This window comes from Herbaspirillum lusitanum, from assembly GCF_046025995.1.
In the GTDB taxonomy this organism is placed as follows: Bacteria; Pseudomonadota; Gammaproteobacteria; order Burkholderiales; family Burkholderiaceae_D; genus Herbaspirillum; species Herbaspirillum lusitanum_A.
In genome coordinates, this window is sequence record NZ_JAQQFM010000008.1 from 26,449 (window position 1) to 51,730 (window position 25,282).

Below are 25,282 nucleotides of genomic sequence, written 5' to 3' on the forward strand. Positions count from 1 at the left end.
ACAATCTTGCAATGCAAGAAAAGCCGTAGCGTGTGCAGCAAAATCCGCTTGCGGCGCGACCGGATTTTCGCCTGCGGCAAAATACTGCGGCAGCGCGTTTTTTATCATTCAGATCAGGGAGTCACGACATGGCCAGCGTCAAATTACACAACGCAGCGGGTTACGCGCAGGAAATCACGGCGCGTCAGCATCGTCTGCTGTCCGACGAACCGGAGAGCAACGGCGGCAAGGATACCGGCCCGGCGCCCTATGAACTGCTGCTGGCGGCGCTGGCTTCATGCACCTCGCTGACCTTGCGCATGTATGCCGAACGCAAGGGCTGGGATCTCGGCAGCATCGATGTGCAGGCACGTTTTGCGCGCGACGATGCAGGCATGGAAAGCATCAGCCGCCGCATCAGTTTCGGCAATCCGCTGTCGCCTGAGCAACTGACGCGGCTGGCCGAAATCTGCGAGAAGACGCCGGTGACCAAGACCGTGCGTCAGGGCACCGCGATTCAGACGGAATTGAAATAACGGATAAAAAAAGAAGACAGACGGCTGCCTCAGGCGTCGATCATGTAGCCGGCCGCGACCCAGGCATCGATGCCGCCGGTCAGCGGCCGCACCTTCTTGTAGCCGCGCTGCATCAGTTGGCGCGCCACCATGGCCGCCGAGGCTTCATTGGGACAGGCGCAATAGACGATCACTTCACCATCCACCGGGCCATCGAAAGCGAAGGTCTGGATTTCCTGATTGGAGATGGTCACGGCCCCGGGAATGCGACCGTCCTGCTGCGCGCCCGGCGAACGGACGTCAATGATGGTCGGCGCAATGCCCTGCTCCAGCAACTGATTCAATTCCTGCACCGAAATGCGCGCCATCTCAAGCGACTTGCGGAAGCGGCGCCGCTGCCACCATTTGTTGCCGACGAACAGCAGCAAGGCCAGCACGACCAGCATCATGCCGTAATGGCCGAGCTGCGCCAGCACATCAAGTAGGTCATCGATGGCGGTGCTGAACAGCGAACCGAGATAAATGCCGAGCCCGGCCCACAAGGCGCTGCCTGCGGCGTCATACAGGATGAAGGTGGAGCGGCGCGTGCCCAGTGTGCCGGACAGCGCGCTGGCAATCGACGCGAAACCGGGAATGAACTTGGCCACCAGCAAGGAGCGTGCGCCCCAGCGCAGATAGATGGACTCGGTCTGGCGCACGCAGGAATCCGGCGACAAGGAGATGCGGCACAGTCGCGCCATCACCCGGCGGCCGTAGATCTTGCCGGCCTGATACCAGACCAGATCGGCCAGCACCGCGGCCACGACTGCGGTCAGCAATAGCCCGGCAGCGGAATATTGACCGCGCTCGGCCAAGGCGCCGGTAATGATCAGGGTCGGATAAGCGGGCACGGGAACGCCCAGCTGCTCGATCAGCACATTGGCAAACAGGATGAGCAAACCGTACTGCTCGATCAGATGAAACAGGGTATTCATGTGTGCATTACCGCTGCGTCTTGGACGCCGACAAGTTGTTGATCGAAACCGCTGCTGCCACTTCGCCAATTCGCCTATCCGGCATCCACATCCCGGCAGACACTCTGACTGGATTGCCAACAGGAAAACGGGAAGGGAAGCCTGCGCGCAGGACGCCATTATAGGTTTTCGGCGGGGCCACAGCCGGAAGTGCCGATCTTATTTGTCACACGCCATCCGCGCAGGCGATCACAGACACGCAGATGGGGACGCCGCGCCCAAAGAAAAGTGCCCCGCGCGCGCCACGTTCAAGCCATGGCGCGCCGGGGCGCAAACGAGGGCCAGACCCCTCGTGGAGACAGGCAACCGCCGCCAGACCATGTCGGCGACCGCCTGAGTGATGGTTAAAAGGGCATGCTCATGCCGTATGATTGGCGCGCACTTTGCCGGCGCTATTGCCGCCCCGGGCCAGCGGCGACGGGCCGCTGCCCGCTCCCGCTTCTTTGCCGGGCCGGGTGCGCGCCAGAAATACCAGGCCGGCCGCCAGCACCGATGCAATCGACAAGGCATACAGGCCGCCCTGGATGGAGCCGGTTTTCTGCTCCAGATAACCAAAAGTCGCCGGAGCAAAGAAACCGCCCAGATTTCCCAGCGAGTTGATCAGCGCCAGCACCGCTGCGGCGATGCGTGCATCCAGATACGCCTGGGGAATTGGCCAGAACAAAGAAGAGGCCGCCTTGAAACCGATGCCGGCAAAACACACAGCGACAAAAGCCAGCACCGGACCGCTGCTGCGCGCCGAAACGAACATGCCGAGCGCTGACATCACCAGCGTCAGCGCGACCCAGGCCTGCTGATGCTTGAAGCGTGCCGCCAGCGTGGCGAAGAAATACATGGCCACGATGGAAATGATCCACGGAATCGAGTTGAACAGGCCGACCTGGAAGTCGTTGTAGTGCCCCATTTTCTTGATGATGGTCGGCAACCAGAAGGTGGCGCCATAGATGGTCAGCTGGATCGCGAAGTAGATAAAGCAGAACAGCAGAATCTGGCTGTCGCGCAGCAGCGCAAAGGTCGACACATGCGCCGGCCGCGTGGCGCTGCGCTGTTCCTGCTCGGCAGCGATCACCGAGGTCAGCGCCGAACTCTGCGCCGGCGTCAGCCATTTGGCATCGCGCGGTGCCGAGTCCAGCAGGAACCACACCACGAAGCACAAGGCCATCGAGGCGCCACCCTCGATCAGGAACATCCACTGCCAGCCGTGCAGGCCGCCGCCTTCTATCATCAGCAAGGCGCCGGTGATCGGGCCCGACAGAATCGACGCCAGCGCCGAGCCGCTCAGAAACACCGCCATGGCCCGGCCGCGTTCATGATTGGGCAACCATTGCGTGAAGTAATACACCACGCCTGGAAAGAATCCGGCTTCCGCCACGCCCAGCAAAAAGCGCATGAAATAGAAGCTGGTTTCGTTATGCACGAATGCCATGCAGGCGGCAACCAGCCCCCAGGTGAACATGATGCGGGTCAGCCAGGCCTTGGCGCCGTAACGCTGCAACAGCATATTGGAGGGCACCTCGAACAGCGCATAGCCGATGAAGAACAAGCCTGCGCCCAGACCGAATGCGGCTGCGCCTATGCCCAGATCGGCGGCCAGATGCGAGCGCACGAAACCGATGTTGACGCGGTCGATGTAGTTGACGATGAACATCACCACGAACAGCGGCAGGATGCGCCATTTGACTTTGCTTACGGCATCGCTCAGCGCCATGTCGGCGGGCGCAGCCGGTGCGGCGGGGCCGCCCGGCAGGGAAGTTGAATTCACGAGTTGTCTCCTCTTGGTTGGATCGGTGCTGCATGCGCTGCACGGTCGGTGATGCCGCTGGCCGGCGCCTGAGGAAACGTGCCTGCGGCCATGAACCGACGGCACTTTTCCTTTTGCGCTCTTGCTGCTGTTATCTGTGGCTGCCTGCTCTTGCCTGTTGCTTTTTTTCTGCTGCTGATTGCTGCTGATTGCTGCATCTTGATGCGCTCTCGATACGTCTTCTTTTTTATATTTTTCCTTTGCTGCGCGACGCTCGATACGCAAGCACCGCGCAGTTTTTTCCTCGCTTGCAGACCTGGTTTGGCCTCGCTTTTTCAGCGCACCAGACAAGGTTTCTTGTTATCGAACTGCCAGCCTGGGATCAGGTATTGCATGGCCGCAGCATCATTACGTGCGCCCAGCCCCATGCCGCGATACAACTGATGCGCCTGTTCGATCTGCTGCAGATCGATTTCCACGCCCAGGCCTGGCTGGTCCGGCACCTGCACCTTGCCGCCGACGATCCTGAGCGGATCGCGCGTCAGACGCTGGCCGTCCTGCCAGATCCAATGGGTGTCGATGGCGGTGATCCTGCCCGGCGCGGCAGCGGCGACATGGGTGAACATGGCCAGCGAAATGTCGAAGTGATTGTTGGAGTGCGAGCCCCAGGTCAGGCCCCAGTCATGGCACATCTGCGCCACCCGCACCGAGCCCTGCATGGTCCAGAAATGCGGGTCGGCCAGGGGGATGTCGACCGATTGCAGCGAGATCGCATGGCCCAGTTCGCGCCAGTCGGTGGCGATCATGTTGGTCGCAGTCTGCAGCCCGGTGGCGCGACGGAACTCAGCCATCACCTCGCGTCCCGAATAGCCGTTCTCGGCGCCGCAGGGATCTTCCGCATAGGCCAGCACCCGATGCTGATCGCGGCACAGCCGGATCGCATCCTTGAGCAGCCAGCCGCCGTTCGGATCGAGCGTGATGCGGGCGCCGGGGAAACGCTCGGCCAGCGCCGTCACCGCCGCAATTTCATCCTCGCCGCGCATCACGCCGCCCTTGAGCTTGAAGTCGTTGAAGCCGTAACGCCGGAAGGCTGCTTCCGCGAGACGCACGATGGATTCGGGTGTGGTCGCTTCTTCATGGCGCAGCCGCAGCCAGTCGTCCTGCGCGTCTTCGGCTGCGATGTAGGGCAAATCGGTTTTCTTGCGATCCGCCACATAAAACAGGTAGCCCAGCATTTCAACTTCGGTGCGCTGCTGACCTTCGCCCAGCAAGGCGGCGACTGGCACGTCCAGAAACTTGCCGAGCAGATCAAGCAGTGCAGCTTCGAGCGCGGTCACCGCGTGAATCGCGATGCGCAGGTCGAAGGTCTGCAAGCCGCGACCGCCGACATCGCGATCGGCAAAGGCGGCGCGGGCGCGATTCAGGATTGCCTGACAGTTGCCGACGGACTGGCCGATCACCAGCGCGCGGGCATCCTCCAGCGTCTGCCGGATCGCCTCGCCGCCCGGTACTTCACCGACGCCGGTCTGACCGGAGCTGTCGGTCAGGATCACGATGTTGCGCGTGAAATATGGGCCGTGAGCACCGCTCAGATTGAGCAGCATGCTGTCATGGCCGGCCACCGGCACCACCCGCATGTCGACGATACGGGGTGCGCCTTTGACTCCTTGCGCGGCAGGATTGGATTGCTGAGATGGTGTGCCGGTCATGCGTATGCTCCTCTGCTTCGGTAACTGGACGGTCGGGCGGGCTAAGGCAATGCTTAAGTGGCCGGCTCACATGCACCGGCCCGGCGCTCATAGGCATTCCACACCGCCCCAATGCGGTCTCTTGAATTCATCGTTTGAAGAATCAACAAATTGGTAGCGGTACCAATTTAATTTTTAGTGATGGTAGCGGTACCAAATTTAAGTGTCAAGGGTTGCATTTCGACAAGACAGCGGAGCCAGGATGGGCCCGAGTGATGCGCCAGCTTAAGGTGCCAGAAGGGATGTCAGAGCTTGAGCGTCAGCCGGCAGGCTGATGGAAACCGGGATGGCGAGAACTCGGCCGCTGGCCGGAAGCGCATCGTCCGACTGCGCCGATACCCGGCCTGCGCGGTGGCAGAACTTAAGCGCTGTCGCGCACCACGATGGAGAATCCGACATCGACGATGGGCTCGGCAATCTCCAGCCCCGCCGCACGATCGATGATGAAACGTGCAGCGCGCTGGCCGATGGCGGTGCCGTCGATGCGCACCGAAGTCAGGCGCGGTTCCAGATCGCGTGAAAACTCAAGATCACCGAAACCGACGACGGCGAGTTGCCCGGGAATCCCGATCCCGCGACTCTGCGCTTCAATCGTGACGCCCAGCGCCAGCAAGTCAGAGCTGCAGAAAAGCGCATCGATGTTCGGCTGCTGCTGCAACAGATCGGCCAGCCCCTTGCGCCCCTGGCCCAGCGTAGTCGGCGCGCTCACGCCATGCATCGGCACTTGAGCGCCATCGACCGTCATCCCCAGCGCCGCCGCCTCTTGCGCAAAGGCCAGCATGCGACGCTGGCTGCGTTCGTCCTTGCCTCCCAGCACCGCCGCCGCGCGCCGGCCTTTGCCGTGCAGATAACGGGCCACTTCGCGGCCGATGTTTTCGTGTGAAAAACCGACCAGCATGTCGATAGGAGTGGGGGTCAGATCCCAGGTCTCCACCACCGGAATGCCGCTCGACAGCAAACGCTTGCGCGCCTGCTGCGATCGCATGATGCCGGTCAGCACCACGCCGTCGGGACGGCGCCCGATGATGGCTTCCAGCAAGGCGTCTTCACGTGAATTCTCGTAGCCGGTCTGCCCCAGCATGACTTGATAGCCGGCGGCTGCCAGGGTTTCGGTGAGCGTATGCACGATCTCCTGAAACACCGGGCCGATCACGGTCGGCACCACGACCGCCACCAGCCGGCTCTTGTTCGAAGCCAGCCCGCCCGCCAGCAAGTTGGGCACATAGCCGGTGCGCTCCACCGCGTCTTTCACTTTTTGCAGCACCTTGGGCGAAACGGCGGCCGGCGTGTTCAGCGCGCGCGAAGCAGTGATCGGCGCCACTCCGGCCAACTGCGCGACGTCGCGCAAGGTAATGCCGCCCGCATTCTTGCGGCCGGAGCGGCGACGCGGTTCGTCGGACGGCTCATCGGCCGGCTTATCTGCGCGGAGGGAATCGGAGGAATCTTGCGGCTGGGACATGGCGCGCATTTTAGCATCCGAGCTGGTAGCGTTACCAAAAGAGCAAGTAAGTCAGCCAGATGTACCTCGCCCGCCCTGGCGCGTGCCGGCGGCGTCGCGCGCCAATCCTTGATTCAGAATCAACAATGATTTGCAGAAAGAACTGTTTTTGCAATAAGCAAAGTCCGCGATACTGAACGCCGTTGTCGCCGCCCTCCTCACGCATGGCATGAAAACCGGTGACGGATCACGCCCATCGCAACATACCGACGCACGAGTTGGACTCAGTGCGGTCAGAACGCTATGGCCTCAACCATCTGCAACAAGCTCAGCCGGAGGCTGAGCGACGCCACAGCCCCCCTTGCATCACGAATACGAAAGGAATTCCCATGAGCACCACCATTCCCGCCATCGGTCTTGGCACCTTCCGCCTGAAAGACCAGCAAGTCATCGATTCGGTCAGCACCGGCCTTGAGCTTGGATATCGCCACATCGACACGGCGCAAATCTATGGCAACGAAGCCGAAGTCGGCCAGGCCATCGCTGGCGCCAAGCTGCCGCGCCAGGATCTGTTCGTCACCACCAAGATCTGGACCGACAATCTGGCGCAAGACAAGCTGATCCCCAGCCTCAAAGAAAGCCTGAGCAAGCTGCAGATGGATCAGGTTGATCTGACGCTGATTCACTGGCCGGCGCCAAGCGACAGCATCGCCGTCGGCGAATACATGCGCGCGCTGAAGATGGCCAAGGATCAGGGCCTGACGCGCCTGATCGGCGTATCCAATTTCACCATGGCACATCTCAAGCAAGCCATCGACGTGGTCGGCGCCGGGCAGATCGCCAGCCTGCAGATTGAAATCCATCCCTTCCTGCAAAACCGCAAGCTGGTGGAATACGCGCGCAGCCAGGGCATTCATCTGACCGCTTATATGCCGCTGGCCTACGGCAAGGTCATGAGCGATGCGACGCTGCAAAAGATCGCAGAGAAACACAATGTCAGCCCGGCGCAGGTTGCGCTGGCGTGGTCGCTGCAGCAAGGTTTTGCGATCATTCCATCCTCGACCAGACGCGCCAATCTGGAAAGCAATCTGCAAGCCGCCACACTGGCGCTGAGCGCCGAAGACATGCAGGCGATTGCCACACTGGATCGCGGCGAGCGTCTCGCCAATCCCGATTTCGCGCCGCAATGGGATTAACTGTTCCGATCTGAATCAGTGCGCGATCAAGTAAAAAATGCGCGGGGAGCAGTCAGCTCTCCGCGCATTTTTTACTTCAGCGACAGGCCGGGTTCAACCGGCCGCCGGCACCGGCACCGCCGGCTTGTCGACATGGCTGCCCTTGATGCGCAACACCATCACCGCACCGATCAGGCAGGCCACGCCCATCAGAATCGACGACAGCGTGTAGTTGCCCAAAGTGGAGCGCAGATAGCCGGCAACCATGGTGGCGGTGGCGGCGCCGAGCTGGTGGCCGGCCACGATCCAGCCGAACACGATGGGCGCCGCCAGACGGCCGAACACATCATTGGCCAGGCGCACAGTCGGCGGCACGGTGGCGATCCAGTCCAGACCGTAGAAGATTGCGAAAATGGTCAGGCCGTAATATTGCAGACCGAACGCGTAAGGCAGGAAGATCAGCGCCAGACCGCGCAGGCCGTAATACCAGAACAGCAGCACGCGCGGATTGTAGCGATCCGACAGCCAGCCCGAGAGCGTGGTGCCGACCAGATCCAGCATGCCCATCGCCGCCAGAATGCTGGCGCCGCCTACTTCGGAGATGCCGTAGTCATTGCACATGGCGATGAACTGGGTGCCGATGTAGCCGTTGGTGCTCAGGCCGCAGACGAAGAAGCTGAAAAACAGCAGCCAGAAATCCCCCTTCTTCGCAGCGCTGCGTAGCGCATCAAAAGCAATCGCCAGCGGGTTCTTGCGCGAGGCCTGATCCGGCGGTGTGTCGAGCGTCTGGCCATACATCTTCTGTCCGATATGACGCGGGCTTTCAGGCAGCAGCAGCCACACCAGCGGAATCGCCAACAAGGCCACCGCCGACACCAGAAACGCCACCGAGCGCCAGCCGTAGCTGCCGACCATGGACGCCATCAAAGGCAGAAACACCATCTGTCCGGTGGCGGCGCTGGCGGTGAGCAAACCCATCGCCAGACCGCGCCGCGTTTCGAACCAGCGGCTGACGATGCTCGCCCCCAGGGTATTGGCGGCGACGCCGGTGCCGGCGCCGACCAGCAAACCCCAGCTCAATACCATGTGCCAGGGCATGTGCATCAGTGTGCTGAGTGCGGTACCGGTCGCCAGCAACACCAGTGCGACCAGTACCACACGGCGGATACCGAAGCGCTGCATGGCGGCGGCGGAGAACGGACCGATCAAACCATACAAGGCGATGTTGACCGAAATGGCGAAGGAGATGGTGGAACGGTTCCAGCCGAACTCCTGCTCCAGCGGCAGGATCATGACCGAAGGCGTGGCGCGGATGCCGGCTGAAGCCAGCAAGACCAGGAAGATGACGCCGACCACCACCCAGGCGTAGTTGAAGCGTGGTGAGACGCGGGCGGCGATCGATTGAGTGATTTTGCTCATGGCAATTGGCGTTGGTTTGAGTGAATCGGAATGCAAGCTCTCTGTTGCTGCGATTAACCGCAGCGCGAGAGGTCTTTCTTTTTTGAATTCGGACAGGACGGAACAGCAGCTTGCAGCGCCGCACCCGGCAACGCTGGTGGATTCAGCCGTTTGCTGCCGCGCTACTCTTCCTGCAATTTCAGATAGGCGTTGTCGATCAGCGCCGTCAGATCGGCCGCCATTTTCTTGCCCAGCTGGCGATCGATTTCATCCTGCGCCCTTTGCCAGTTCGGTTTCGCGGCCTGCCATTTCTTGCGACCGGCGGCGGTCAGTTGCAGACCGAAGGAGCGCTTGTCCATCTCTTCGTCCTCCGGCATATCGACCATCTCTATCCAGTCGGCGCCGATCAGCGGCTTGAGATTGCGGCTCAGCGTGCTGCGATCCATGCCCATCTCCGCGGCCAGCCGGATATTGGCAATCGGACCAAGCCGGGCCAGCGAGGCCAGCAAGGAATACTGAGTGATCGTGAGTTCATCGCCCTGCAAATGGCGGTCGTAAATGACCGTGATGCGCCGGGTAAGACGGCGCAGGGGAGAACAGGAACATTGGGCTGGGAGCATGACAGGCTCGATTTCATAAAATATCTGCAATTACATCAATGCATATGCATCGATGTATTCGCATACTATGTTCTGAAAAACGCGCTGTCAAGATTTTTGTGAACGCCAGATTGGCATCGAAAATCGGGCCTCGCTTAAAACACCATGCTGCCCCATGACCCATGCTCCATGACCTATGCCCAGACGCAGGAGATTGGATCATCGACCTGGCATTACCATGCATGACTCGACGATAGCGCCTTCGTGACCACCTCCCGGCGTCAATCAACAGTTTCCGGTGAGCGGTGAGTATCGGCATGTGATGCGGGCGAATGGCAAATGCGTCCATCATCCCGACTGAAAAAACGTGCCGGCGGATGGCGCGTCCGCATTCGGCCTGCATCTGCTAGTCTTATTGAAGTAATCGCTCCGGCCCCGGGCTCGTATGGCCGGCCCCTGAACCAGCAACAGGAGACGACGGTGAGTAAGGAAGTAGAAAGTCCATGCACCTCGCTGTGCAAACTGAAAAACGAAATTTGCATAGGATGTGGCCGCAACAAGGAAGAAATCAGGAAATGGAAAGGCATGAAGCACAAGGACAAGAAGGCGACCGTGGAACGCGCAGTCGTCCGGCTGAAGGATCTCGGCAAGAAGGATAAAAAACGGTAATGCAAACGCTTATCTGCCGCTCGCCGGAGAACCAGCCGCGGCTTGATCAAGCGCGCCAGGCGCACGCGAATTACTGCAGCTGTATGCGACATTCCTGACGCAGCGCGTTTGAGTCCTTCCGCAAAAAACGTCCAGAAGCTATTTTCGGCTTCTGCCGGACGCGAGCATCGGACCCACGTAAAATAGCGGCGCCAAAGGCCTCATCCTGCATTGTCGCAATCAGGTTCACCCGCCCCCGGTTAGGCCCGATGAAATCTCAAGCTTGAATGGCGCCTCGCTGTCATCAGCAGGATGGCGTTCATGCAAGGGACATCGCCTTGGACAGAATCGGACATTGATCCGCTATAAAAAAACACGCCTTCCATGAATCCAACCCTGGCACTCATCATCCTCACCGCCATTCAGGTCGCCACTTCGTTCGCGGCCACGGCCGTGCTGGCGATTTCGCCCCTGCTGGTCAACAGCTTGCAGATATCGCCCAAGTGGATCGGACTCTACACCGCCCTGCTGTTCGCCGCTGCGGCCTGGTCGTCCATCTACTTTGGCAACCGCGTGCATCGCATGGGCAGCTTCCAGGTAAGCCGCATTTGCCTGGGCATGTGCTCGCTGGGCATGCTGCTCATAGGCAGCCTCGACGGCGCGGCCATCTTGCTGGGCAGTATTCTGATGGGAGTCGGCTATGGCGGCATCACGCCCGCCAGTTCTTACTATCTGAGTCAGACCACCGCTCTGAAGCACCGCAGCCTGCTGTTCTCGATCAGGCAAAGCGGCGTGCCGGCGGGAGCCGCCCTGGCTGCGGTCACCGTCCCTGTCATGACGCAGCAGCTCGGCATCCTGCCCGCCTTCGCATTGCCCGGGATGTTGGGTCTGATTGCCGCAGCCTGTTTCCGGGCCCGATCGGTAACGCATGACAACGCAGCCGCAGGACCTGGAGCGCTGGAGCAATCAGGTTTGTGGACGGCCTTATTGGAAAATCCCAAGCTGCGTACGCTGGCCCTCATCGCCTTTATCTTCTCAGGCTTGCAGGTCACGGTGACTGCCATGCTGGTGCCTTTTCTCAATAGCTTCGCGAACATGACGATCGACCAGGCGGCCGGATTTCTGACCTTGTTCAATGTCGTCGGCATCGCGTTCCGGTTGGTGTGGGGGCGCTGCGTCGACCGTGGCTGGTCGGCACTCCAGATGCTGGGATTTTCGGCCCTGCTGGGGATTGCGGGATTCGCCATCATGGCGTGGGCCGCGTTCGCCGTCATTCCTTGGACCATGCTGCTGGTCGCGGCGGTGGCCCTCGGCGTGGCCGTAATCGCCTGGAACGGCGTGCTGTTTTCGGAAATCGTCGCCATCGTCCCTGCCCACAAGGTCGGTCAGGCCACCGGCCTGTGCGTGTTCGCCGGCTTTGTCGGCGTGGTGCTGATGCCGACGATTCTGACCCAATCGCTGGAAAACAAGCATGCCTCGGGCCTGGTATTCACCATCGGTGCGGTACTATCCGCGTTCACCTTTGTATTGACCAAAAACCGCCGCAGGGCTGAAGTGAGCGGCGCCTGAATGACGCCGGCGGCTCAAGCTCCTTGCGCTTTCTTTCAAGCGGGGAAGAAGCCTGAGTGGGACAGCATCAATTCTCCGGGCAAAGAAATAACAAGGCGCTCTTCAACTTCCGAGTTCCCCTTTTCCAAGACTGTGCAGGTTTCCTTCCCCGAGTTTGAAGACGCTGACCAATTCGATCAGGGTGTTCGCCTGATCCTGCAAGGACTGGGCCGCCGCTGCGGCTTCTTCAACCAGGGCGGCATTTCTTTGCGTAACGTTGTCCATCTCCACCACCGCCGTGTTCACCTGCTCAATGCCTGAAGTTTGCTCTTGAGTGGCGGAGGCAATTTCCTGAATCACGTCCGTCACGCGCTTGACGCTGCCAACCACCTCACCCATGGTCTGACCGGCGCTCTGTGCCAGAGCAGTGCCGGCTTCGACCTTTGCGACCGAGTCATCGATGAGGCCTTTGATCTCCTTGGCGGCGGTCGCCGACCGTTGCGCCAGACTGCGGACCTCGCTCGCCACAACCGCAAAACCGCGCCCCTGTTCGCCCGCGCGGGCGGCTTCCACTGCCGCATTGAGCGCCAGAATATTGGTCTGAAATGCAATCCCGTCGATCACGCCGATGATGTCCACGATTTTGCGGGAGGCATCATTGATCGCCTCCATGGTAAGCACCACTTGTGAGACGACATCGCCGCCCCTGGCGGCGACGCTCGAAGCCGATGCCGCCAGATTGTTCGCCAGCCTGGCGTTCTCCGCACTCTGCCGCACGGTGCTCGTCAGCTCTTCCATGGAGGCGGCCGTTTCCTCAAGTGAACTGGCCTGTGCTTCGGTGCGCGCCGACAGATCCATATTGCCGCTGGCAATCTCGCTGGCCGCGACATGAATCGTGCCGGAGCCGCTGCGCACACGCGAGATCGTTCCGCTGAGCCCTTCCTGCATGTGTGCCAGCGCCGCGTAAAGCCGGCCGATCTCGCTCTTTCCCGTTTTGCTGATGCGCACGCTCAGATCGCCCAGAGCAACCCGGCCCAGCAAATCGACCGCATCGCTCAGCGGCGTCAGAACGATTTTTTTCAATCCTATGTGAGTCGCGAGCACCAGCGCCAATGCCAGGCAGAGCCCGGCAATGACCAGCATCTTCACCAGCTTGTGCTCGCGTGCTCCTTCTGCGGCCAACTTCTCCGCAAGGCTATTGGCTTGCTCCTGGAACTTCTCCAGCTTCACCGAGAAGGCCGTTCCATTGACCGTCACCGGGCCGTCGTTGTTGGTGGTGAATCCGGCTGTATCGCCCTTCTTCAGCGCGTCGAAAGAAGTCTGCATGGAATCATTGAGGGCCTTGGTGGATGCCTGAAGCTCCTGCTTCAATGCCATGTCCTGCCCGGGCAACAGCGGCGCGTTGGCGAAGGCTTGCGACTGTTGCTTGTAGCGCTCCAGGAACGGCTGTCCTCGCGCCAGAATCTTGTCTCGTGCCGTCTCATCATTCTTTTCCTTGAGCGCGGCATACGCAGCGAGCAACACCACGCGGATGCGCATCGCGTTCTTGTACGCATCATTGATCAACACGGTCTGCGAGGATATCTGACTGGAGAGCTGCTGCGAATCATTCGCGCGGCCCAGAGTGAAAAGACCCGCCATGGCGCCGATGACCAGCATCACGGCAAACGACAGCAATACCCCGATAAGACTTGAACGCACGGTCAGGTTCTTCATTTTCTGCCTCCGAGATGCCGTCACGGCATCTGCAGTTATTGTTGATATCGCTGTTTTCTAATGCAGCTTTTTTATGTGGTGTGAATACCTGCGCTTCTATGGACGCTTCCTGGTTAACGACCGCCACAGGGCGGTCTAAAGCCCGGACTGAAAATAAAATCGGGCCCGCAGGCCCAATACTTACACTTTCGTCATCGTCTCTTCGATCACCTTGTTCGCAATCAGCTGCCCGATTTCCTCATCCGTCAACTTCAGGATCTGCCGCAACGTGTGCTCGGTGTCCTTGCCGATCACCGGCGCCTGGCAGACCGGCGGCGTCGCGCTGGCAGAAAACGAGAGCGGACCTCTGGGCGCAAGCAGGCGGCCGATTCCCTCCTGCTCGATTTCACCGAAGATAGGATTGGCGAGCGAGCATCGGGCATCCTCTTCGACCAGTTGCCTGAAATCCTGATACACGCCCCACAGCACGCCGCTGCCGTCGAGCGAAGCCCTGACCTGCTCCAGATTGCGTCGCTCAAACCACGGCGCCAGCACCGCGCAAATGGCGTCACGGGCCTGAAACAGTCCGCCCTCGCTGTCAAGATCGACCTCCATGAGCGCACCTATCATCGCCAGCTTTTCGCTCAAGCCGGTGGCTTTGCCGATGGCGCGCCACTGCCGATTTGAAATCGCGGCCAGCATGACGCGGCGCCCGTCTGCAGTAGCGAAATCGCGACCGAAGGCGCCATAGAGATGGTTGCCGATCGGCTCGCGCGACGTGCCGTTGATCATCACGTCGCCGATGTAGCCCAGATTGCCGACCGTCGCCAGCATGACATCCGACAAGGCCAGAGTGATCTCCTGCCCTCTCCCCTCCAGCCGGCGCACTCTTTCCGCTGCGAGAATGCCCAAGGCGAGATACAAGCCGGCGCCGACATCCCAGGCCGGCAAGACGTGATTCACCGGCGCCGGTGAATCACCCGTCGCGATGGGGAAGCCGCTGGCGCAATTGACGGTGTAGTCCACCGCCGCCGATCCGTCATGATTGCCGGTGAGGCGCATCATGATCAGGTCGGGCCGGTGTTCGGCAAGCTGTGCATAGCTCATCCAGCCGCGCGGCGGCAAATTGGTGAGCACGATGCCGCCGTTCGGCGCCGGGTCGCAGATGATGGATCTGGCCAGTGCCTGCCCCTCCGGCGTATCGAGCGCCAGCGTCACGGATTTCTTGGCCTTGTTCAGGCTGGCCCAGTAGATGCTGTTGCCATTGGGCGCCAGCGGCCAGCGATTGATATCGATGTTGCCGCCGACAGGATCGATGCGGATGACCTCAGCGCCAAGCTGAGCCAGCGTCATCGCCGCCAGCGGCGCGGCAACGAAGGCCGAGATTTCAACAATGCGAAGTCCCTGGAGAGGAGCGTTCATGACTACCCTTGATACGTTAGCGAATGAATCGGTACGGCCGTGCAAGCTTGCGAACGTGCACGCTTTGGCAAGCGTTCGTTTATGCGCGTTCGAATACGGCAGCCAGTCCCTGCCCGCCGCCTATGCACATGGTTTCCAGGCCATAGCGCACCTGACGGCGCGACATTTCATGCAACAGCGAAGTCATGATCCTGACGCCCGTTGCACCCACCGGATGGCCGAGTGAAATGCCGGAGCCGTTCACGTTGAGAATGTCCTGATCGTTCCAGTTCAGGCCTTTCAATACCGCCAGCACCTGGCACGCGAAGGCTTCGTTGATCTCCACCAGTCCCATGTCGCTGAGCGACAGGCCGGTGCGCCTCAGCAGCTTTTCAATCGCCGGCACCGGCCCGATTCCCATCCGTGCCGGGTCGCATCCGGCCACCGCCCAGCCGGACAGATAGGCCATCGGTTCCAGACCCAGTTCGTCCAGTTTGTCTTCCGCCACGATCAGGCAGGCAGCGGCGGCGTCGTTCTGCTGACAGCAGTTGCCCGGCGTGACGGTGCCGCCCTTGATGATAGGACGCAACTGCGACAATGCTTCCAGCGTGGTATTGCCGCGTATGCCTTCGTCGCGGTCAAAGACCAGCGCATCGCCCTTGCGCTGCGGAATCAGCACCGGCACCACCTCCTGCGCAAAGCGCCCCGAATCCCATGCTGCCGCCGCACGCTGATGACTGCGCAAGGCGTAGACATCCGACTCTTCACGGCTGATGCCGTATTCGCGCGCCAGGGTCTCTGCGGTTTCAGGCATGCCTGAAATGAAGCCAAAACGATGTTCAGGTTGCGCGCGCTCCCGCCCCCGCTCCAGCCGGTCGTGAAACTTCACGGAACCGGCCTTGCTGCCCCAGCGCATGCTGGTGGTGTAGTACTCGACATTGCTCATGCTTTCTATGCCGCCGGCCAGCACCACATCGGCGGCACCGGTCTGCACCATCATGGCCGCCGAAATCACCGCCTGCAGACCGCTGCCGCAACGGCGATCCAGTTGCATGCCGCCCGAATGCAAGGGCAGACCGGCGTGCAGGGCCAGATAACGGCCGGTACACGGGGTTTCGCCATTCGGAAAAGACTGGGCGAACACCACGTCTTCAATCAACTCCGGATCCAGCCTGGTCTTGGCCAGCACGGCCTTGATCACGGCGGCGCCGAGGTCTTCGGTCGCCACCTTCTGCAGGCTGCCGCCAAAGGCGCCGATGGCGGTTCGCAAAGGGGAAACAATCGCTGCGCGTCGCATGAGTACTCCTGAAATAGTGGAATCAGATCTTGCTGAAATCGGGACTTTCCTTGGCGAAGAAGGCACGCACGCCCTCCTTGCTTTCGGCTGAACTGAAGGCCTGGTCGCTGGCGATAAAAGAGGCCTTCAGCGCCTCTTCTTCGCTGACCTCAAACGCGAGATCGATCACCGACTTGGCCAGACGCAGCGCCATCCGCGGACGCTGCACCAGCGTTCTGGCCAGACCTTGCGCTACCGCCAGACTCTCGCCGTCGGCAGCGACACGGTTGACCAAACCCCAGTCGAGTGCGGTCCTGGCATCGACCGGCTCGCCGAGGAAGATCAATTCCTTGGCGCGTCCTTCGCCGATGCGGCGGGCGGTGCGAAACGTGCCGCCGCTGCTGGGGAACACGCCGAGTTTGATTTCCGGCAGCGCCAGGCGGCTGCGCTCTTCCACCACGATCAGGTCGCAGCACAGCGCGATTTCCAGACCGCCGCCGTAAGCGAGGCCGTTGATGGCGGCAATGGTGGGCTTGGGAAAACGGTCAAGCTGGACAAAGACTTCGTTTTGTCTCTGCAGCTTCTTCGGCACGATCTGTCCGGGCGCCATCATGTCGGCAAATTCGCTGACGTCGGAGCCGGCGCAAAAGGCGCGGCTGCCGGCGCCGGTCAATACGACCGCGCGCACTGCGTCGTCTGCCTCAAGCTGCACCAGAGCCTGACCCAATGCCTGGGTCAGGCCCAGCGTCACGACATTCATCGGAGGATTATTCAGCGTCAGGGTGGCAATGCCTGCGCTGATGCTGCACAAGACGAAATCCGTGCTCATAGTGTTTCTCTCAATCCTTGGTTACGGCGGTAAGTTCAAGAATGGCCAGCGCGCGCTCGACCACAGGCTTGTCGATCATTGCGCCGTTCAGCGCAAGGGCGCCCTGTCCGGTTTCGCGAGCGTGCTCCCAGGCAGCGAGCACCGAGCGGGCCCAGGCGACGTCCTGTTCCGAAGGGGAAAACACTTCATTGATAATGGCCACCTGCGCCGGGTGGATGCACAAGGCACCGCGCAATCCCATGGCTTGTGCATTGCGCGCGGTCGCCCGGTAACCGTCGAGATTCTGGAAATTGGCCAGCGAGTCCGGCAAGCCGAAGGCGCGAATGCCTGCGGCGGCGGCGGCCAGGGCCAGCCACTGGCAAGGCAGCGTCAGCGATTGCGGCGATGGCGCAGTGCCCAGTGATCTGGAAAAATCTTCGCTGCCGAGCGCGATTCCCAGCAGACGAGGCGCTGCGCAAATGGCCGGCAGCCGAAACAGTGCGGCGGGCGATTCAATCAGCGCCAGCAAGCCGATACTGCCAGGCGGAATCTCGCGCTGCCGTTCCAGATTCTCGATCTGCTGCGCCAGCGCGGCGAGCGTTTCTGCGTCTTCAAGCTTGGGCACCACGATGGCGGCAACGCCGGGCCGGATGGCCGCCTGCAGATCGGCATCGACGCTGTCCGGCTCCTGATTGATGCGCACCAGCAGCGAGGCGCCGCGCGCATGCAGTTGAGCGATCACGCCCGGCAATTGCGCACGTGCAGCAGGCTTGGCGGCGAGCGGGACAGCATCTTCCAGATCCAGAATCAGCGCGTCGGCGCCGCGCGTATGCGCTTTCCCGATGAGGCGCGGATTGTCGGCCGGAATGAACAGCAATGAACGCCACGATGCGGCGGCCGCAAGAGGATTGTTCATCGCGTCACCACCTTGACCGACATCGCCGTCTGTCCGCTTTGGGTGAGCGCCCGCAGATCGGCGCCATCCTCGGTGTGAGCGCCACACAGTTGAAATGCGCCGGTGTCGAACAGCGGCTGCTGTCCGCGGATCACGCAGGAGGCCACATCGGCTCCCGGATTGTTGCGCAGGAAAAGATCCATCAGCAAAGTCGCGGTCAGCGGCCCATGCACCACCAGACCCGGATACTGTTCGACCTCGGTCGCGTACGGGCGGTCATAGTGAATGCGATGGCCGTTGAAGGTCAGCGCAGAAAAGCGAAACAGCATGACCGGATCAGGCAGGATGCTGCGGCGCCAGTCGGCACTGACTTGCTCTGCATGGCGCGCAGACGGGTGCGCAAGCGTCGTCTGGCCGGGCGCCGGCGCCTCGCGGTAGACGATGTCCTGGCTTTCGCTCAGCGCGCAATGTCCTTGTTGAAAGATTTCATGCTCGACCGTGACAAATACCAGTTCGCCGGATTTCCCGGAGCGATGCTCCACCGCCGAGATACGCGATGTGCGTTCCATCGCTTCAGCAGTTCTGAGCGGCGCATGAAAACTGATGCGGCTGCCTGCCCACATGCGTCGCGGCAAAGGAACCGGCGGAAGAAAACCGCCGCGCTGCGGATGGCCGTCCTCTGCGATATCGCTTTGTACCGCCTGCGGCAGAAAATAGAGCCAGTGCCCCAAAGGCGGCACTGTCCGGGCCGGCCATGGCGGCTCGGCATGATCCAGTGTCGCTGCCAGTCCTTTTAATGACGCCGGCGTCGGCAGGTCTAGCGTGCTCTCGGTGCGTCCCACCCAGGATTTGAGATGCTCGACGTTCATTTTGCGTCCCGCTGAAAATCGTTTGCCGTCTGCATGGTTCAGCCGTAGCGTCCGCCGGTGACGTGCAAGGTCTCGCCGGTAATGAAGCTGGCGCATTCGGAGGCCAGAAAGGCGACCGCATTGGCAATGTCGTCCGGCTGGCCCGCCCGTGGAATCGGGGTGGCCTTGATGGCGCGCTCCTTGATCAGCTCATAGCTGGGCAAGGACTTGATGGCTTCGGTTTCCATGAAGCCGGGCGCAACGGCATTGACGGTGATGTTGAAGCGGCCGTCCTCCAGGCTCAGTGCGCGGGTGAGGCCCAGCACGCCGGCCTTGGCGGCCGAATAGTTGGCTTGCCCCGGATTGCCGAAATAGGCGCGCGAGGAAATGTTGATGATGCGGCCCCACTTTTGCTCGATCAGGTAAGGCATGACGGCCTTGCAGGTCAGGAAGGTCCCCTTGAGCGCGACCTCGATGACCAGATCCCAGTCTTCCTCGCTCATCTTCGCCAGATAATTGTCGCGCGGGAAACCGGCGTTGTTGACGAGCACGTGCATGCCGCCGAATGCCGCAATCGTGCCTTCCACCAGCTTCCTGACCTCGGCCGATTGGGTGATGTCGGCGGGAATGCAGATGGTGTTCAGACCTTCTTCATTGAGCCTGGCGGAGGTCGCCTGAGCGGCTTCTGCCGAGATGTCGGTGATCACCACGCGCATGCCCTCCAGCGCCAGGCGCCGGGCAGTTGCGGCACCCAGGCCGCGAGCCGAACCGGTGACGATCGCGACTTTGTCTTTCAGTCCTAAATCCATATTGCTTCTCCCAGATAAAAATTCAGTGTGTTGCGGCCTCGTTGCCGGCGAGCGTGATCTTTCCGGCGCTCAGCACCAGAACCTTGCGCTCCAGCGCCGTGGCGCGAAATGAAATGACATCGCCATCCATCCACAGCTCGGTGCGGATGGTGTCGCCCGGCAGCACCACGCCGCTAAAGCGCACGCGCATGCCGCGAATGCGTTCGGCGCGGTACTGCAGGATGCCGCGCAAGGCGGCGTGGCAGGCCACGCCCATGGTGCACAGACCGTGCAGGATGGGGCGCGCAAAGCCGGCACCGACAGCGACTTCGGGGTCGGCATGCAAGGGGTTGAAATCGCCGCTGAGGCGATACAGAAGCGCGGCCTGCGGCAGGGTCGGCAAATCGCAGATGACGTCGGCGCTACGCTCGGGCATCTGATGCGGCGGCGGCGGCGATCCTGCCGGGCCGCCAAAACCGCCGTCGCCGCGCAGCATGGAAACCTGGTGCACGGTGGCGATCAGTTCGCCGCTATCGGCGTCGGTGACCAGACGTTCCTGGCATAGCAAGGCGCCCTTTTCCGGCCCTTTGTCATACAGCGCAGACACTCTGTTGCTGCCGATGACGCGGCCTTCCGGCTTGAGCGGCGCATGCAGTTCGAAAGCCTGCTCCGCGTGCACCAGCTTGCGCCAGTCGATGCCGGTATCGGCTTCACGCGCCCAGAAACCCGGATAGCCCAGAATCACCGGCATGGTCGGAAATACCTTCTGCTGCTCTTCATAGACGAAGGCCAGCTGGCCCTGGTCGAGCGGATCGGCGCCCAGACCGATGCCGAGCGCATACAACATCGAATCGCGTCTGGAATAGGCGTGCTCCAGCGGGGCGAAGCGGCGATTCAACAGCTGCTCGTAGCTGATCGCCATCACTTCTCTCCGGGGACGATGACCGCATCCAGAGCGAACACGCCACGCCCGGCTTCCAGCGCCACCACCGGGTTCAGATCGATGGAGCTGATCTGGTCGGCATTGGCGGCGGCGAACTGGGACAATTGCGCCAGAGTCCTGGCCAGGGCATCGATATCTGCCGCCGGTTTGCCACGGAAACCCTTGAGCAGACCGTAAGCTCTGGTTTCTTCAATCATGCGTCGTGCTTCGCTTTCGTCGAAGGGTGCGATGCGGAAGCTCACGTCTTCGAACAGTTCGGTGAAGATGCCTCCCAGACCGAACATCACCACCGGACCAAACACCGGGTCGCGATTGACGCCCATGATGGTTTCGATGCCCTTGGGCGCCATCGGCGTCACCAGTACGCCTTCAATGTGCGCGTGCGGCGCTTTGGTGCCGGCGCGTTCGATCAAGGTCTGATAGGCAGAGCGGCATGCATCGGCGCTGTCGACGTTCAGAATCACGCCGCCGATTTCGGTCTTGTGCAGGATGTCCGGCGAGACGATCTTCATCACCACCGGATACCCGTGGCTTTCTGCCGCCGTGACGGCGGCCTCGGCGCTGCACACCACCCCGGATGGCAGGAATGGCAATCCGGCTCCCGCCAGCAGGCGCTGGGCGGCGGCTTCCGACAACATTTGAGCGCCTATGTCGCGGCGCAGAGCAAGATCAATGTCGGGAACATTGATTTCTTTGTCAAAGCCATCTTTCAGATAGGCCAGCGCAGAGACCGCCAATGCCGCGCGATCCGAATCCGAATAGACCAGGAAACCGGCTTCTTCATAAGAACGGATGACTTCCTTGCCGGCCGCCATGCACAGCAGCGTCGGGCGATCCTTGTAGTCGACGGTGCCGGCCTGGATGGCATCGCACATGCGTGCGCCATAGGTGGGCGAAGCCGGCAGCATGGTGAATGAACCGATGACGCTGCCGTAGCCGCCCTCTTCATACATCACGCGGAAGGTCTTGCTGATAATGCTCATGTCGTTGAGCACACCGGCGGTGGTGTCGCAGGGATTGCCGGCGCCGCCGAAGGGATTGATGGTCTTGAGTTTTTCTTGCGACGCTGGCGGCAGGGGCGGGACTTCCAGCCCGTAGCGGTCGGCCGCATCGCACAGCTGAATGCCGAAGCCGCCTGAAACGGTGATGATGCCGAGGCGCCGGTCCAGCGGATAGACACCGCGGCTGCAGGCGTAGGCCAGATCGACGTGCTCTTCCGTCGTACGCGCGCGATAGACGCCGTACTGCCGAAATACGGCGTCATACACTTCGTCCGAACCAGCCAGGGAAGCGGTGTGCGATGTCGCCGCGACCGAGCCGGCCTCCGATCCGCCGACCTTGCCGAAGATCACCGCCTTGCGCTGCTCATGCGCGGTGCGCAACGCATCGATGAACTTGTCGCCATCGCGGATGCCCTCGGCAAAGGCCATGATCACCGACACGTCATCCTGACAGGCCAGCCATTTGATGCAGTCGGCGACATCGGTATTGAGTTCGTTGCCGGTCGACACCCAATAACCGATGCCGACATTGCGCTCGCGGCAGAGATAGGCGAGGTGGCCGCCATAGGCGCCGCTCTGGCTGACCACCGCCACATTGCCGTTGCTGACAAAACCGTCGTCGAAGGCGCTGCTGAAGGTGCCGATGAAGCCGCTTTGCGTAGACAGAAGGCCCAGACAATTGGGGCCGAACACGCGCAGACCTCCGGCATCGGCAAGCGCCCGGATTTCCTGTTGCAACTGCTTGCCGGCCTCGCCGGTCTCGGCGAAGCCCGAGGCATATATCACTGCCGCACCGGCGCCCTTGGCGACGCACTCCCTGATCGCGTCCTTGACCTTCTCTGCAGCAATGCAGATCAGCACCATGTCGGGCACTTCAGGAACCGCGTCCAGCGAGGCATAGGCCTTGATTTCCTGCACCGTTTCGCGGCTCGGATTGACCGGATAGATGCGTCCTTGATATCCGGCCTTCTTCATGTAATGCAGTGCACGTCCGGAGATCCGGGTGGCATCGTTGGAGGCCCCGAGGATCGCGACCGATTGGGGTCGGAATGCCCGTTCGAAGTTATTCCACAGAATATCGGCTGACGAATCGTTCATTTCTTTTTCCATGACTGACAAAGTAAATACTTCCAGGACGCCTGCGCGACCCCGCAACATCGGACTCGGCTTTTTTCAGGGCGCAGCGGTCCCCTCCCCCTTCTCGTGCGAAGGGCGATATCGGATGACACTGTTTGAATTCCCGGTTTTATCGAAGGCGCACCGGGATCGGCGCCATCACTGCATCAATTTTTCTTGATCGTCAAAATCAGGGTGGCGATGCCGCCCATCACGCAGCAGCCGATGATGTAATACAGTCCATTGGAATAGCTGCCGGTCTGGCTGATGATGTAGCCGATCGCCAGTGGCGCGATGGACGAGAACACATTGCCCATGCCGTTCATCAGGCCGGCGGCGGAGGAAATTCCCTTGCTCGGCACGATGTCTTGCAGCAGCGTCCACGCCGCCGGGCCGCCGAGGCCGATGCAGCCGATCCCGAAGCCGAGCACCAGTGCAGAAGTCAGATTGTCTTCAATGTTGACGCCGAAGTAGATGCCGATGCTCACGCCGACCATCGCAAACACCAGCAGCGGTGCGCGCCGTTTCATCTTGTCGCACAGATAGCCGGAAAGAATCTTGGTGCCGACGCCGAGAATCCATGGCAGCGACGACAGCATGCCCATCGCCTCCCAGGAAAAACCGCGCGCAGTCTTCAGGTAAGAAGGAACCCAGGACATGGTGCCCCACAGCACCGAGGCGTGCGCCATGTAATAGACGACGATCAGCCAGAAGCGGTAGTTCCCGGTGAATGATTTGAACTTGCTGAAAAAGCCGGTGCCATCGTCGGTCGCAACGGAATCGTTTTTCAGACCGTTTTCAATATGGGCCAATTCGGTCGCATTGATGCGATGGCTTTGTTGCGGCGTGTCTGCCGTAAATTTCCAGAGCAGGAACAAGGGAATCAGGCCCATGACGGTCAGCACGAAAAAGCTCTCGCGCCATCCCGCCACAGCGATCAGCCAGGTGAACAGGGGCATGGCGATGGCAGGCGCGATGGCCAGACCGGTATTCCAGGCGGCATTGGCCTTGCCGCGCTCGGAAACCGGGAACCAGCACTTGATGAATTTGCTCTGCATGGGAAAGTGCATGCCCTCGCCGAGCCCGAGCAGGATGCGTGAAAACAGCATCAGCATGAAGGTCGGCGCCAGACCGCCGATGATCAGCGAGATGCCCCAGACCACGATGGAAAGCATCATGCCCTTGCGCGGTCCGAGTACATCGCCCAGCGGGCTGAGCACCACATTGCCGAAGCTGTACGCCACCAGGAACACCGACATCAGCATGCCCTTCTGCAGCGACTGGCCGACGATGCCCATGTCGTTGAGGAATGCATTGTCCACGATGAGGATCGATACGTTGACGCGGTCGATGTACGAAAACACCACCACCAGCATCAGAATCAATGCCAGCAGATAACGCTCATGGGTGGGTTTCTCGCTTGCGACGAATTTAGCTGCAGCTGCTGCCTTTTGCATCTTTGTCTCCTGTTTTTTGCCTGTTCGATTTTTTATTTTTGGTGATGGTGTCATTAGCGGATTCAGATTTGAAGTATTATTTTCTTAATTCCTGATACGTATTGAATATCACCATGGATTTGCGCCAGCTCCAGCAATTCGTCACCTTGGCCGAAACGCTCAACTTTCGAGAAGCGGCCCAACGGCTGTTCATGTCGCAACCGCCGCTCTCGGTTTCCATCAAAAAACTGGAAGAAGAGATAGGCGTGACCTTGTTCAACCGCAACAAGCACAAGGTGTTTCTGACGGATGCGGGACAGGCGGCGCTGGAAAATGCGCGCAAGTCGCTGTTCCACGCAGGAGAAGTCGCGCGGGTGGCGCGTTCCACCGCGCTGGGACTGAGCGGCCACATCAGGATCGGCTTCGTGGGTTCGGCAAAATACTCCTTGCTGCCGCGTCTCTTGCCAAAATTCCGCAGCCAGTATCCCGACGTCACGATCACACTGGAAGAAGAAAAGAATGCCCTGATCGTTCAAGCCATCGAGAACAATGATCTCGACCTCGGAATCGTGCGGGTACCGTTGGCGTGGAAAAGCGTCGTGAAGTACGAGACGGTGGAAGAAGACTATTTCGTTGCCGCCTTGCCTGCGAATCACCCGCTGGCAAAGAAGACGCAATTGAAGCTGAGCGATCTGAAGGATGAATCGTTTATCCAGTACACAAGAAGCAATATCCCCGGCCTGAACGCCATCACCATGCTGCTGTTTCAGGAGGCGGGTTTCATTCCCAAGGTCACGCAAGAGGCGGTGCAGGTGGAAACCTTGCTCTGCATGGTGGAAAGCGGACTGGGCGTGGCGCTGGTGCCTTCGATTGTCAGGCGGCATCCTTCGCGCAGCATTGCATTCAGAAAGATATCCGCGCTCCGGGAAAGCAACGCCATCGGGCTTGCGATTGCCTATCACCCGGACTTTGAGATGGCCACCTCGCGCCGTTTCCGCGAGCTGGCGCGAGAGCTGTCGAAGGTGAAAGCTCCTCGCCCGAAATCGCCGGGCGCCATTTAAAACACGGAAAATTTCTGCGACCTGAACCGGATGTTCAGATCGAAGAGTCATTGATTTTCTTAATTCCGGTAGCGCTTGTCTTTGCGCTTTTTCTTATACAGGCTCGTCCGGCAGCTACTTAAGATAAACAAAGATCCGCCGAGAATCAGCTGACGATCATTGAGAGCCATGGCAATTCCTATGCGTATCTCACTCAGACGACATGGCCAAAA

At 60.7% G+C, this 25,282-nt stretch carries 21 protein-coding genes; 5 read left to right on the forward strand and 16 right to left on the reverse strand.

Going from position 1 to position 25,282, the window contains the following annotated elements; genetic code table 11:
- Positions 1-128 precede the first annotated feature (128 nt).
- Positions 129-515: an OsmC family protein gene (locus PQR62_RS18130; RefSeq protein WP_408159414.1), complete on the forward strand. Its 387-nt coding sequence runs from the start codon at positions 129-131 to the stop codon at positions 513-515.
- A 29-nt stretch (positions 516-544) separates the two neighbouring features.
- On the opposite strand, the gene PQR62_RS18135 is transcribed toward PQR62_RS18130, so the two are convergent.
- The 4 genes from PQR62_RS18135 to PQR62_RS18150 all read right to left on the reverse strand — a co-directional run bounded on the left by PQR62_RS18135 (position 545) and on the right by PQR62_RS18150 (position 6,455).
- Positions 545-1,468 (reverse strand): rhodanese-like domain-containing protein, encoded by a 924-nt coding sequence (locus PQR62_RS18135; protein WP_408159415.1) that lies wholly within the window; start codon positions 1,466-1,468, stop codon positions 545-547.
- Positions 1,469-1,865: 397 nt separating this feature from the next.
- The gene (locus PQR62_RS18140) at positions 1,866-3,215 is read right to left on the reverse strand and encodes an MFS transporter (protein ID WP_408159694.1); all 1,350 of its coding nucleotides are present in this window, start codon (positions 3,213-3,215) and stop codon (positions 1,866-1,868) included.
- 368 nt (positions 3,216-3,583) lie between these two features.
- Complete coding sequence (gene gudD, locus PQR62_RS18145) at positions 3,584-4,957, reverse strand: glucarate dehydratase (RefSeq protein ID WP_408159416.1); 1,374 nt, start codon at positions 4,955-4,957, stop codon at positions 3,584-3,586.
- Between the two features lie 400 nt (positions 4,958-5,357).
- Positions 5,358-6,455, reverse strand: coding sequence for a LacI family DNA-binding transcriptional regulator (locus PQR62_RS18150; protein WP_408159695.1), 1,098 nt, complete (start codon positions 6,453-6,455; stop codon positions 5,358-5,360).
- A 368-nt stretch (positions 6,456-6,823) separates the two neighbouring features.
- On the opposite strand from PQR62_RS18150, the gene dkgB reads away from it, so the two are divergent.
- A complete protein-coding gene (gene dkgB / locus PQR62_RS18155; protein ID WP_408159417.1) occupies positions 6,824-7,630 on the forward strand; it encodes a 2,5-didehydrogluconate reductase DkgB in 807 nt (268 codons plus the stop codon).
- 93 nt (positions 7,631-7,723) lie between these two features.
- Here dkgB and PQR62_RS18160 read toward each other — a convergent pair whose 3' ends face one another.
- Complete coding sequence (locus tag PQR62_RS18160; protein ID WP_408159418.1) at positions 7,724-9,028, reverse strand: MFS transporter; 1,305 nt, start codon at positions 9,026-9,028, stop codon at positions 7,724-7,726.
- 161 nt (positions 9,029-9,189) lie between these two features.
- A complete protein-coding gene (locus PQR62_RS18165) occupies positions 9,190-9,627 on the reverse strand; it encodes a MarR family winged helix-turn-helix transcriptional regulator (RefSeq protein ID WP_408159419.1) in 438 nt (145 codons plus the stop codon).
- Between the two features lie 459 nt (positions 9,628-10,086).
- Between PQR62_RS18165 and PQR62_RS18170 the strand changes: the two genes are divergently transcribed.
- Both PQR62_RS18170 and PQR62_RS18175 read left to right on the forward strand, forming a co-directional pair.
- Positions 10,087-10,275 (forward strand): DUF1289 domain-containing protein, encoded by a 189-nt coding sequence (locus PQR62_RS18170; RefSeq protein ID WP_408159420.1) that lies wholly within the window; start codon positions 10,087-10,089, stop codon positions 10,273-10,275.
- A 363-nt stretch (positions 10,276-10,638) separates the two neighbouring features.
- Positions 10,639-11,823, forward strand: coding sequence for an MFS transporter (locus tag PQR62_RS18175; protein WP_408159421.1), 1,185 nt, complete (start codon positions 10,639-10,641; stop codon positions 11,821-11,823).
- Positions 11,824-11,925: 102 nt separating this feature from the next.
- Here the strand turns inward: PQR62_RS18175 and PQR62_RS18180 are convergent, their stop codons facing one another.
- From PQR62_RS18180 to PQR62_RS18225, 10 genes are all read right to left on the reverse strand, one after another.
- Positions 11,926-13,518, reverse strand: coding sequence for a methyl-accepting chemotaxis protein (locus tag PQR62_RS18180; RefSeq protein ID WP_408159422.1), 1,593 nt, complete (start codon positions 13,516-13,518; stop codon positions 11,926-11,928).
- A gap of 180 nt (positions 13,519-13,698) precedes the next feature.
- On the reverse strand, positions 13,699-14,919 hold the full coding sequence (locus PQR62_RS18185; protein ID WP_408159423.1) for a CoA transferase: 1,221 nt from the start codon (positions 14,917-14,919) through the stop codon (positions 13,699-13,701).
- Positions 14,920-14,998: 79 nt separating this feature from the next.
- Positions 14,999-16,195, reverse strand: a complete 1,197-nt coding sequence (locus PQR62_RS18190) for an acetyl-CoA C-acetyltransferase (RefSeq protein ID WP_408159424.1) — start codon at positions 16,193-16,195, stop codon at positions 14,999-15,001.
- A gap of 22 nt (positions 16,196-16,217) precedes the next feature.
- Positions 16,218-17,003, reverse strand: coding sequence for an enoyl-CoA hydratase/isomerase family protein (locus PQR62_RS18195; protein ID WP_408159425.1), 786 nt, complete (start codon positions 17,001-17,003; stop codon positions 16,218-16,220).
- Positions 17,004-17,013: 10 nt separating this feature from the next.
- On the reverse strand, positions 17,014-17,898 hold the full coding sequence (locus PQR62_RS18200; protein WP_408159426.1) for an HpcH/HpaI aldolase/citrate lyase family protein: 885 nt from the start codon (positions 17,896-17,898) through the stop codon (positions 17,014-17,016).
- Positions 17,895-18,746, reverse strand: a complete 852-nt coding sequence (locus tag PQR62_RS18205; protein ID WP_408159427.1) for an HTD2 family dehydratase — start codon at positions 18,744-18,746, stop codon at positions 17,895-17,897. Before PQR62_RS18205 ends, PQR62_RS18200 begins: the two co-directional genes overlap by 4 nt.
- A gap of 38 nt (positions 18,747-18,784) precedes the next feature.
- Entirely contained in the window at positions 18,785-19,534 is a 750-nt protein-coding gene (locus PQR62_RS18210; protein WP_408159428.1) for an SDR family oxidoreductase, read from the reverse strand.
- 22 nt (positions 19,535-19,556) lie between these two features.
- Positions 19,557-20,435 (reverse strand): MaoC family dehydratase, encoded by an 879-nt coding sequence (locus PQR62_RS18215; protein ID WP_408159429.1) that lies wholly within the window; start codon positions 20,433-20,435, stop codon positions 19,557-19,559.
- Entirely contained in the window at positions 20,435-22,555 is a 2,121-nt protein-coding gene (locus PQR62_RS18220) for an acetate--CoA ligase family protein (RefSeq protein WP_408159430.1), read from the reverse strand. Before PQR62_RS18220 ends, PQR62_RS18215 begins: the two co-directional genes overlap by 1 nt.
- A 185-nt stretch (positions 22,556-22,740) precedes the next feature.
- Positions 22,741-24,030 carry an MFS transporter gene (locus PQR62_RS18225; protein WP_408159431.1) on the reverse strand — a complete coding sequence of 430 codons (1,290 nt, stop codon included), beginning with the start codon at positions 24,028-24,030 and terminating at the stop codon, positions 22,741-22,743.
- A 113-nt stretch (positions 24,031-24,143) separates the two neighbouring features.
- Here PQR62_RS18225 and PQR62_RS18230 point away from each other — a divergent pair, with 113 nt between their 5' ends.
- On the forward strand, positions 24,144-25,070 hold the full coding sequence (locus PQR62_RS18230) for a LysR family transcriptional regulator (protein ID WP_408159432.1): 927 nt from the start codon (positions 24,144-24,146) through the stop codon (positions 25,068-25,070).
- Positions 25,071-25,282: the final 212 nt, after the last annotated feature.

What these genes read in the sequence shown, in the direction of transcription:
- PQR62_RS18130 (WP_408159414.1), top strand. Translation starts at nt 129, where the DNA reads ATGGCCAGCGTCAAATTACACAACGCAGCGGGTTACGCGCAGGAAATC.
- PQR62_RS18135 (WP_408159415.1), bottom strand. Translation starts at nt 1,468, where the DNA reads ATGAATACCCTGTTTCATCTGATCGAGCAGTACGGTTTGCTCATCCTG.
- PQR62_RS18140 (WP_408159694.1), bottom strand. Translation starts at nt 3,215, where the DNA reads ATGGCGCTGAGCGATGCCGTAAGCAAAGTCAAATGGCGCATCCTGCCG.
- gudD (WP_408159416.1), bottom strand. Translation starts at nt 4,957, where the DNA reads ATGACCGGCACACCATCTCAGCAATCCAATCCTGCCGCGCAAGGAGTC.
- PQR62_RS18150 (WP_408159695.1), bottom strand. Translation starts at nt 6,455, where the DNA reads ATGTCCCAGCCGCAAGATTCCTCCGATTCCCTCCGCGCAGATAAGCCG.
- dkgB (WP_408159417.1), top strand. Translation starts at nt 6,824, where the DNA reads ATGAGCACCACCATTCCCGCCATCGGTCTTGGCACCTTCCGCCTGAAA.
- PQR62_RS18160 (WP_408159418.1), bottom strand. Translation starts at nt 9,028, where the DNA reads ATGAGCAAAATCACTCAATCGATCGCCGCCCGCGTCTCACCACGCTTC.
- PQR62_RS18165 (WP_408159419.1), bottom strand. Translation starts at nt 9,627, where the DNA reads ATGCTCCCAGCCCAATGTTCCTGTTCTCCCCTGCGCCGTCTTACCCGG.
- PQR62_RS18175 (WP_408159421.1), top strand. Translation starts at nt 10,639, where the DNA reads ATGAATCCAACCCTGGCACTCATCATCCTCACCGCCATTCAGGTCGCC.
- PQR62_RS18180 (WP_408159422.1), bottom strand. Translation starts at nt 13,518, where the DNA reads ATGAAGAACCTGACCGTGCGTTCAAGTCTTATCGGGGTATTGCTGTCG.
- PQR62_RS18185 (WP_408159423.1), bottom strand. Translation starts at nt 14,919, where the DNA reads ATGAACGCTCCTCTCCAGGGACTTCGCATTGTTGAAATCTCGGCCTTC.
- PQR62_RS18190 (WP_408159424.1), bottom strand. Translation starts at nt 16,195, where the DNA reads ATGCGACGCGCAGCGATTGTTTCCCCTTTGCGAACCGCCATCGGCGCC.
- PQR62_RS18195 (WP_408159425.1), bottom strand. Translation starts at nt 17,003, where the DNA reads ATGAGCACGGATTTCGTCTTGTGCAGCATCAGCGCAGGCATTGCCACC.
- PQR62_RS18200 (WP_408159426.1), bottom strand. Translation starts at nt 17,898, where the DNA reads ATGAACAATCCTCTTGCGGCCGCCGCATCGTGGCGTTCATTGCTGTTC.
- PQR62_RS18205 (WP_408159427.1), bottom strand. Translation starts at nt 18,746, where the DNA reads ATGAACGTCGAGCATCTCAAATCCTGGGTGGGACGCACCGAGAGCACG.
- PQR62_RS18210 (WP_408159428.1), bottom strand. Translation starts at nt 19,534, where the DNA reads ATGGATTTAGGACTGAAAGACAAAGTCGCGATCGTCACCGGTTCGGCT.
- PQR62_RS18215 (WP_408159429.1), bottom strand. Translation starts at nt 20,435, where the DNA reads ATGGCGATCAGCTACGAGCAGCTGTTGAATCGCCGCTTCGCCCCGCTG.
- PQR62_RS18220 (WP_408159430.1), bottom strand. Translation starts at nt 22,555, where the DNA reads ATGAACGATTCGTCAGCCGATATTCTGTGGAATAACTTCGAACGGGCA.
- PQR62_RS18225 (WP_408159431.1), bottom strand. Translation starts at nt 24,030, where the DNA reads ATGCAAAAGGCAGCAGCTGCAGCTAAATTCGTCGCAAGCGAGAAACCC.
- PQR62_RS18230 (WP_408159432.1), top strand. Translation starts at nt 24,144, where the DNA reads ATGGATTTGCGCCAGCTCCAGCAATTCGTCACCTTGGCCGAAACGCTC.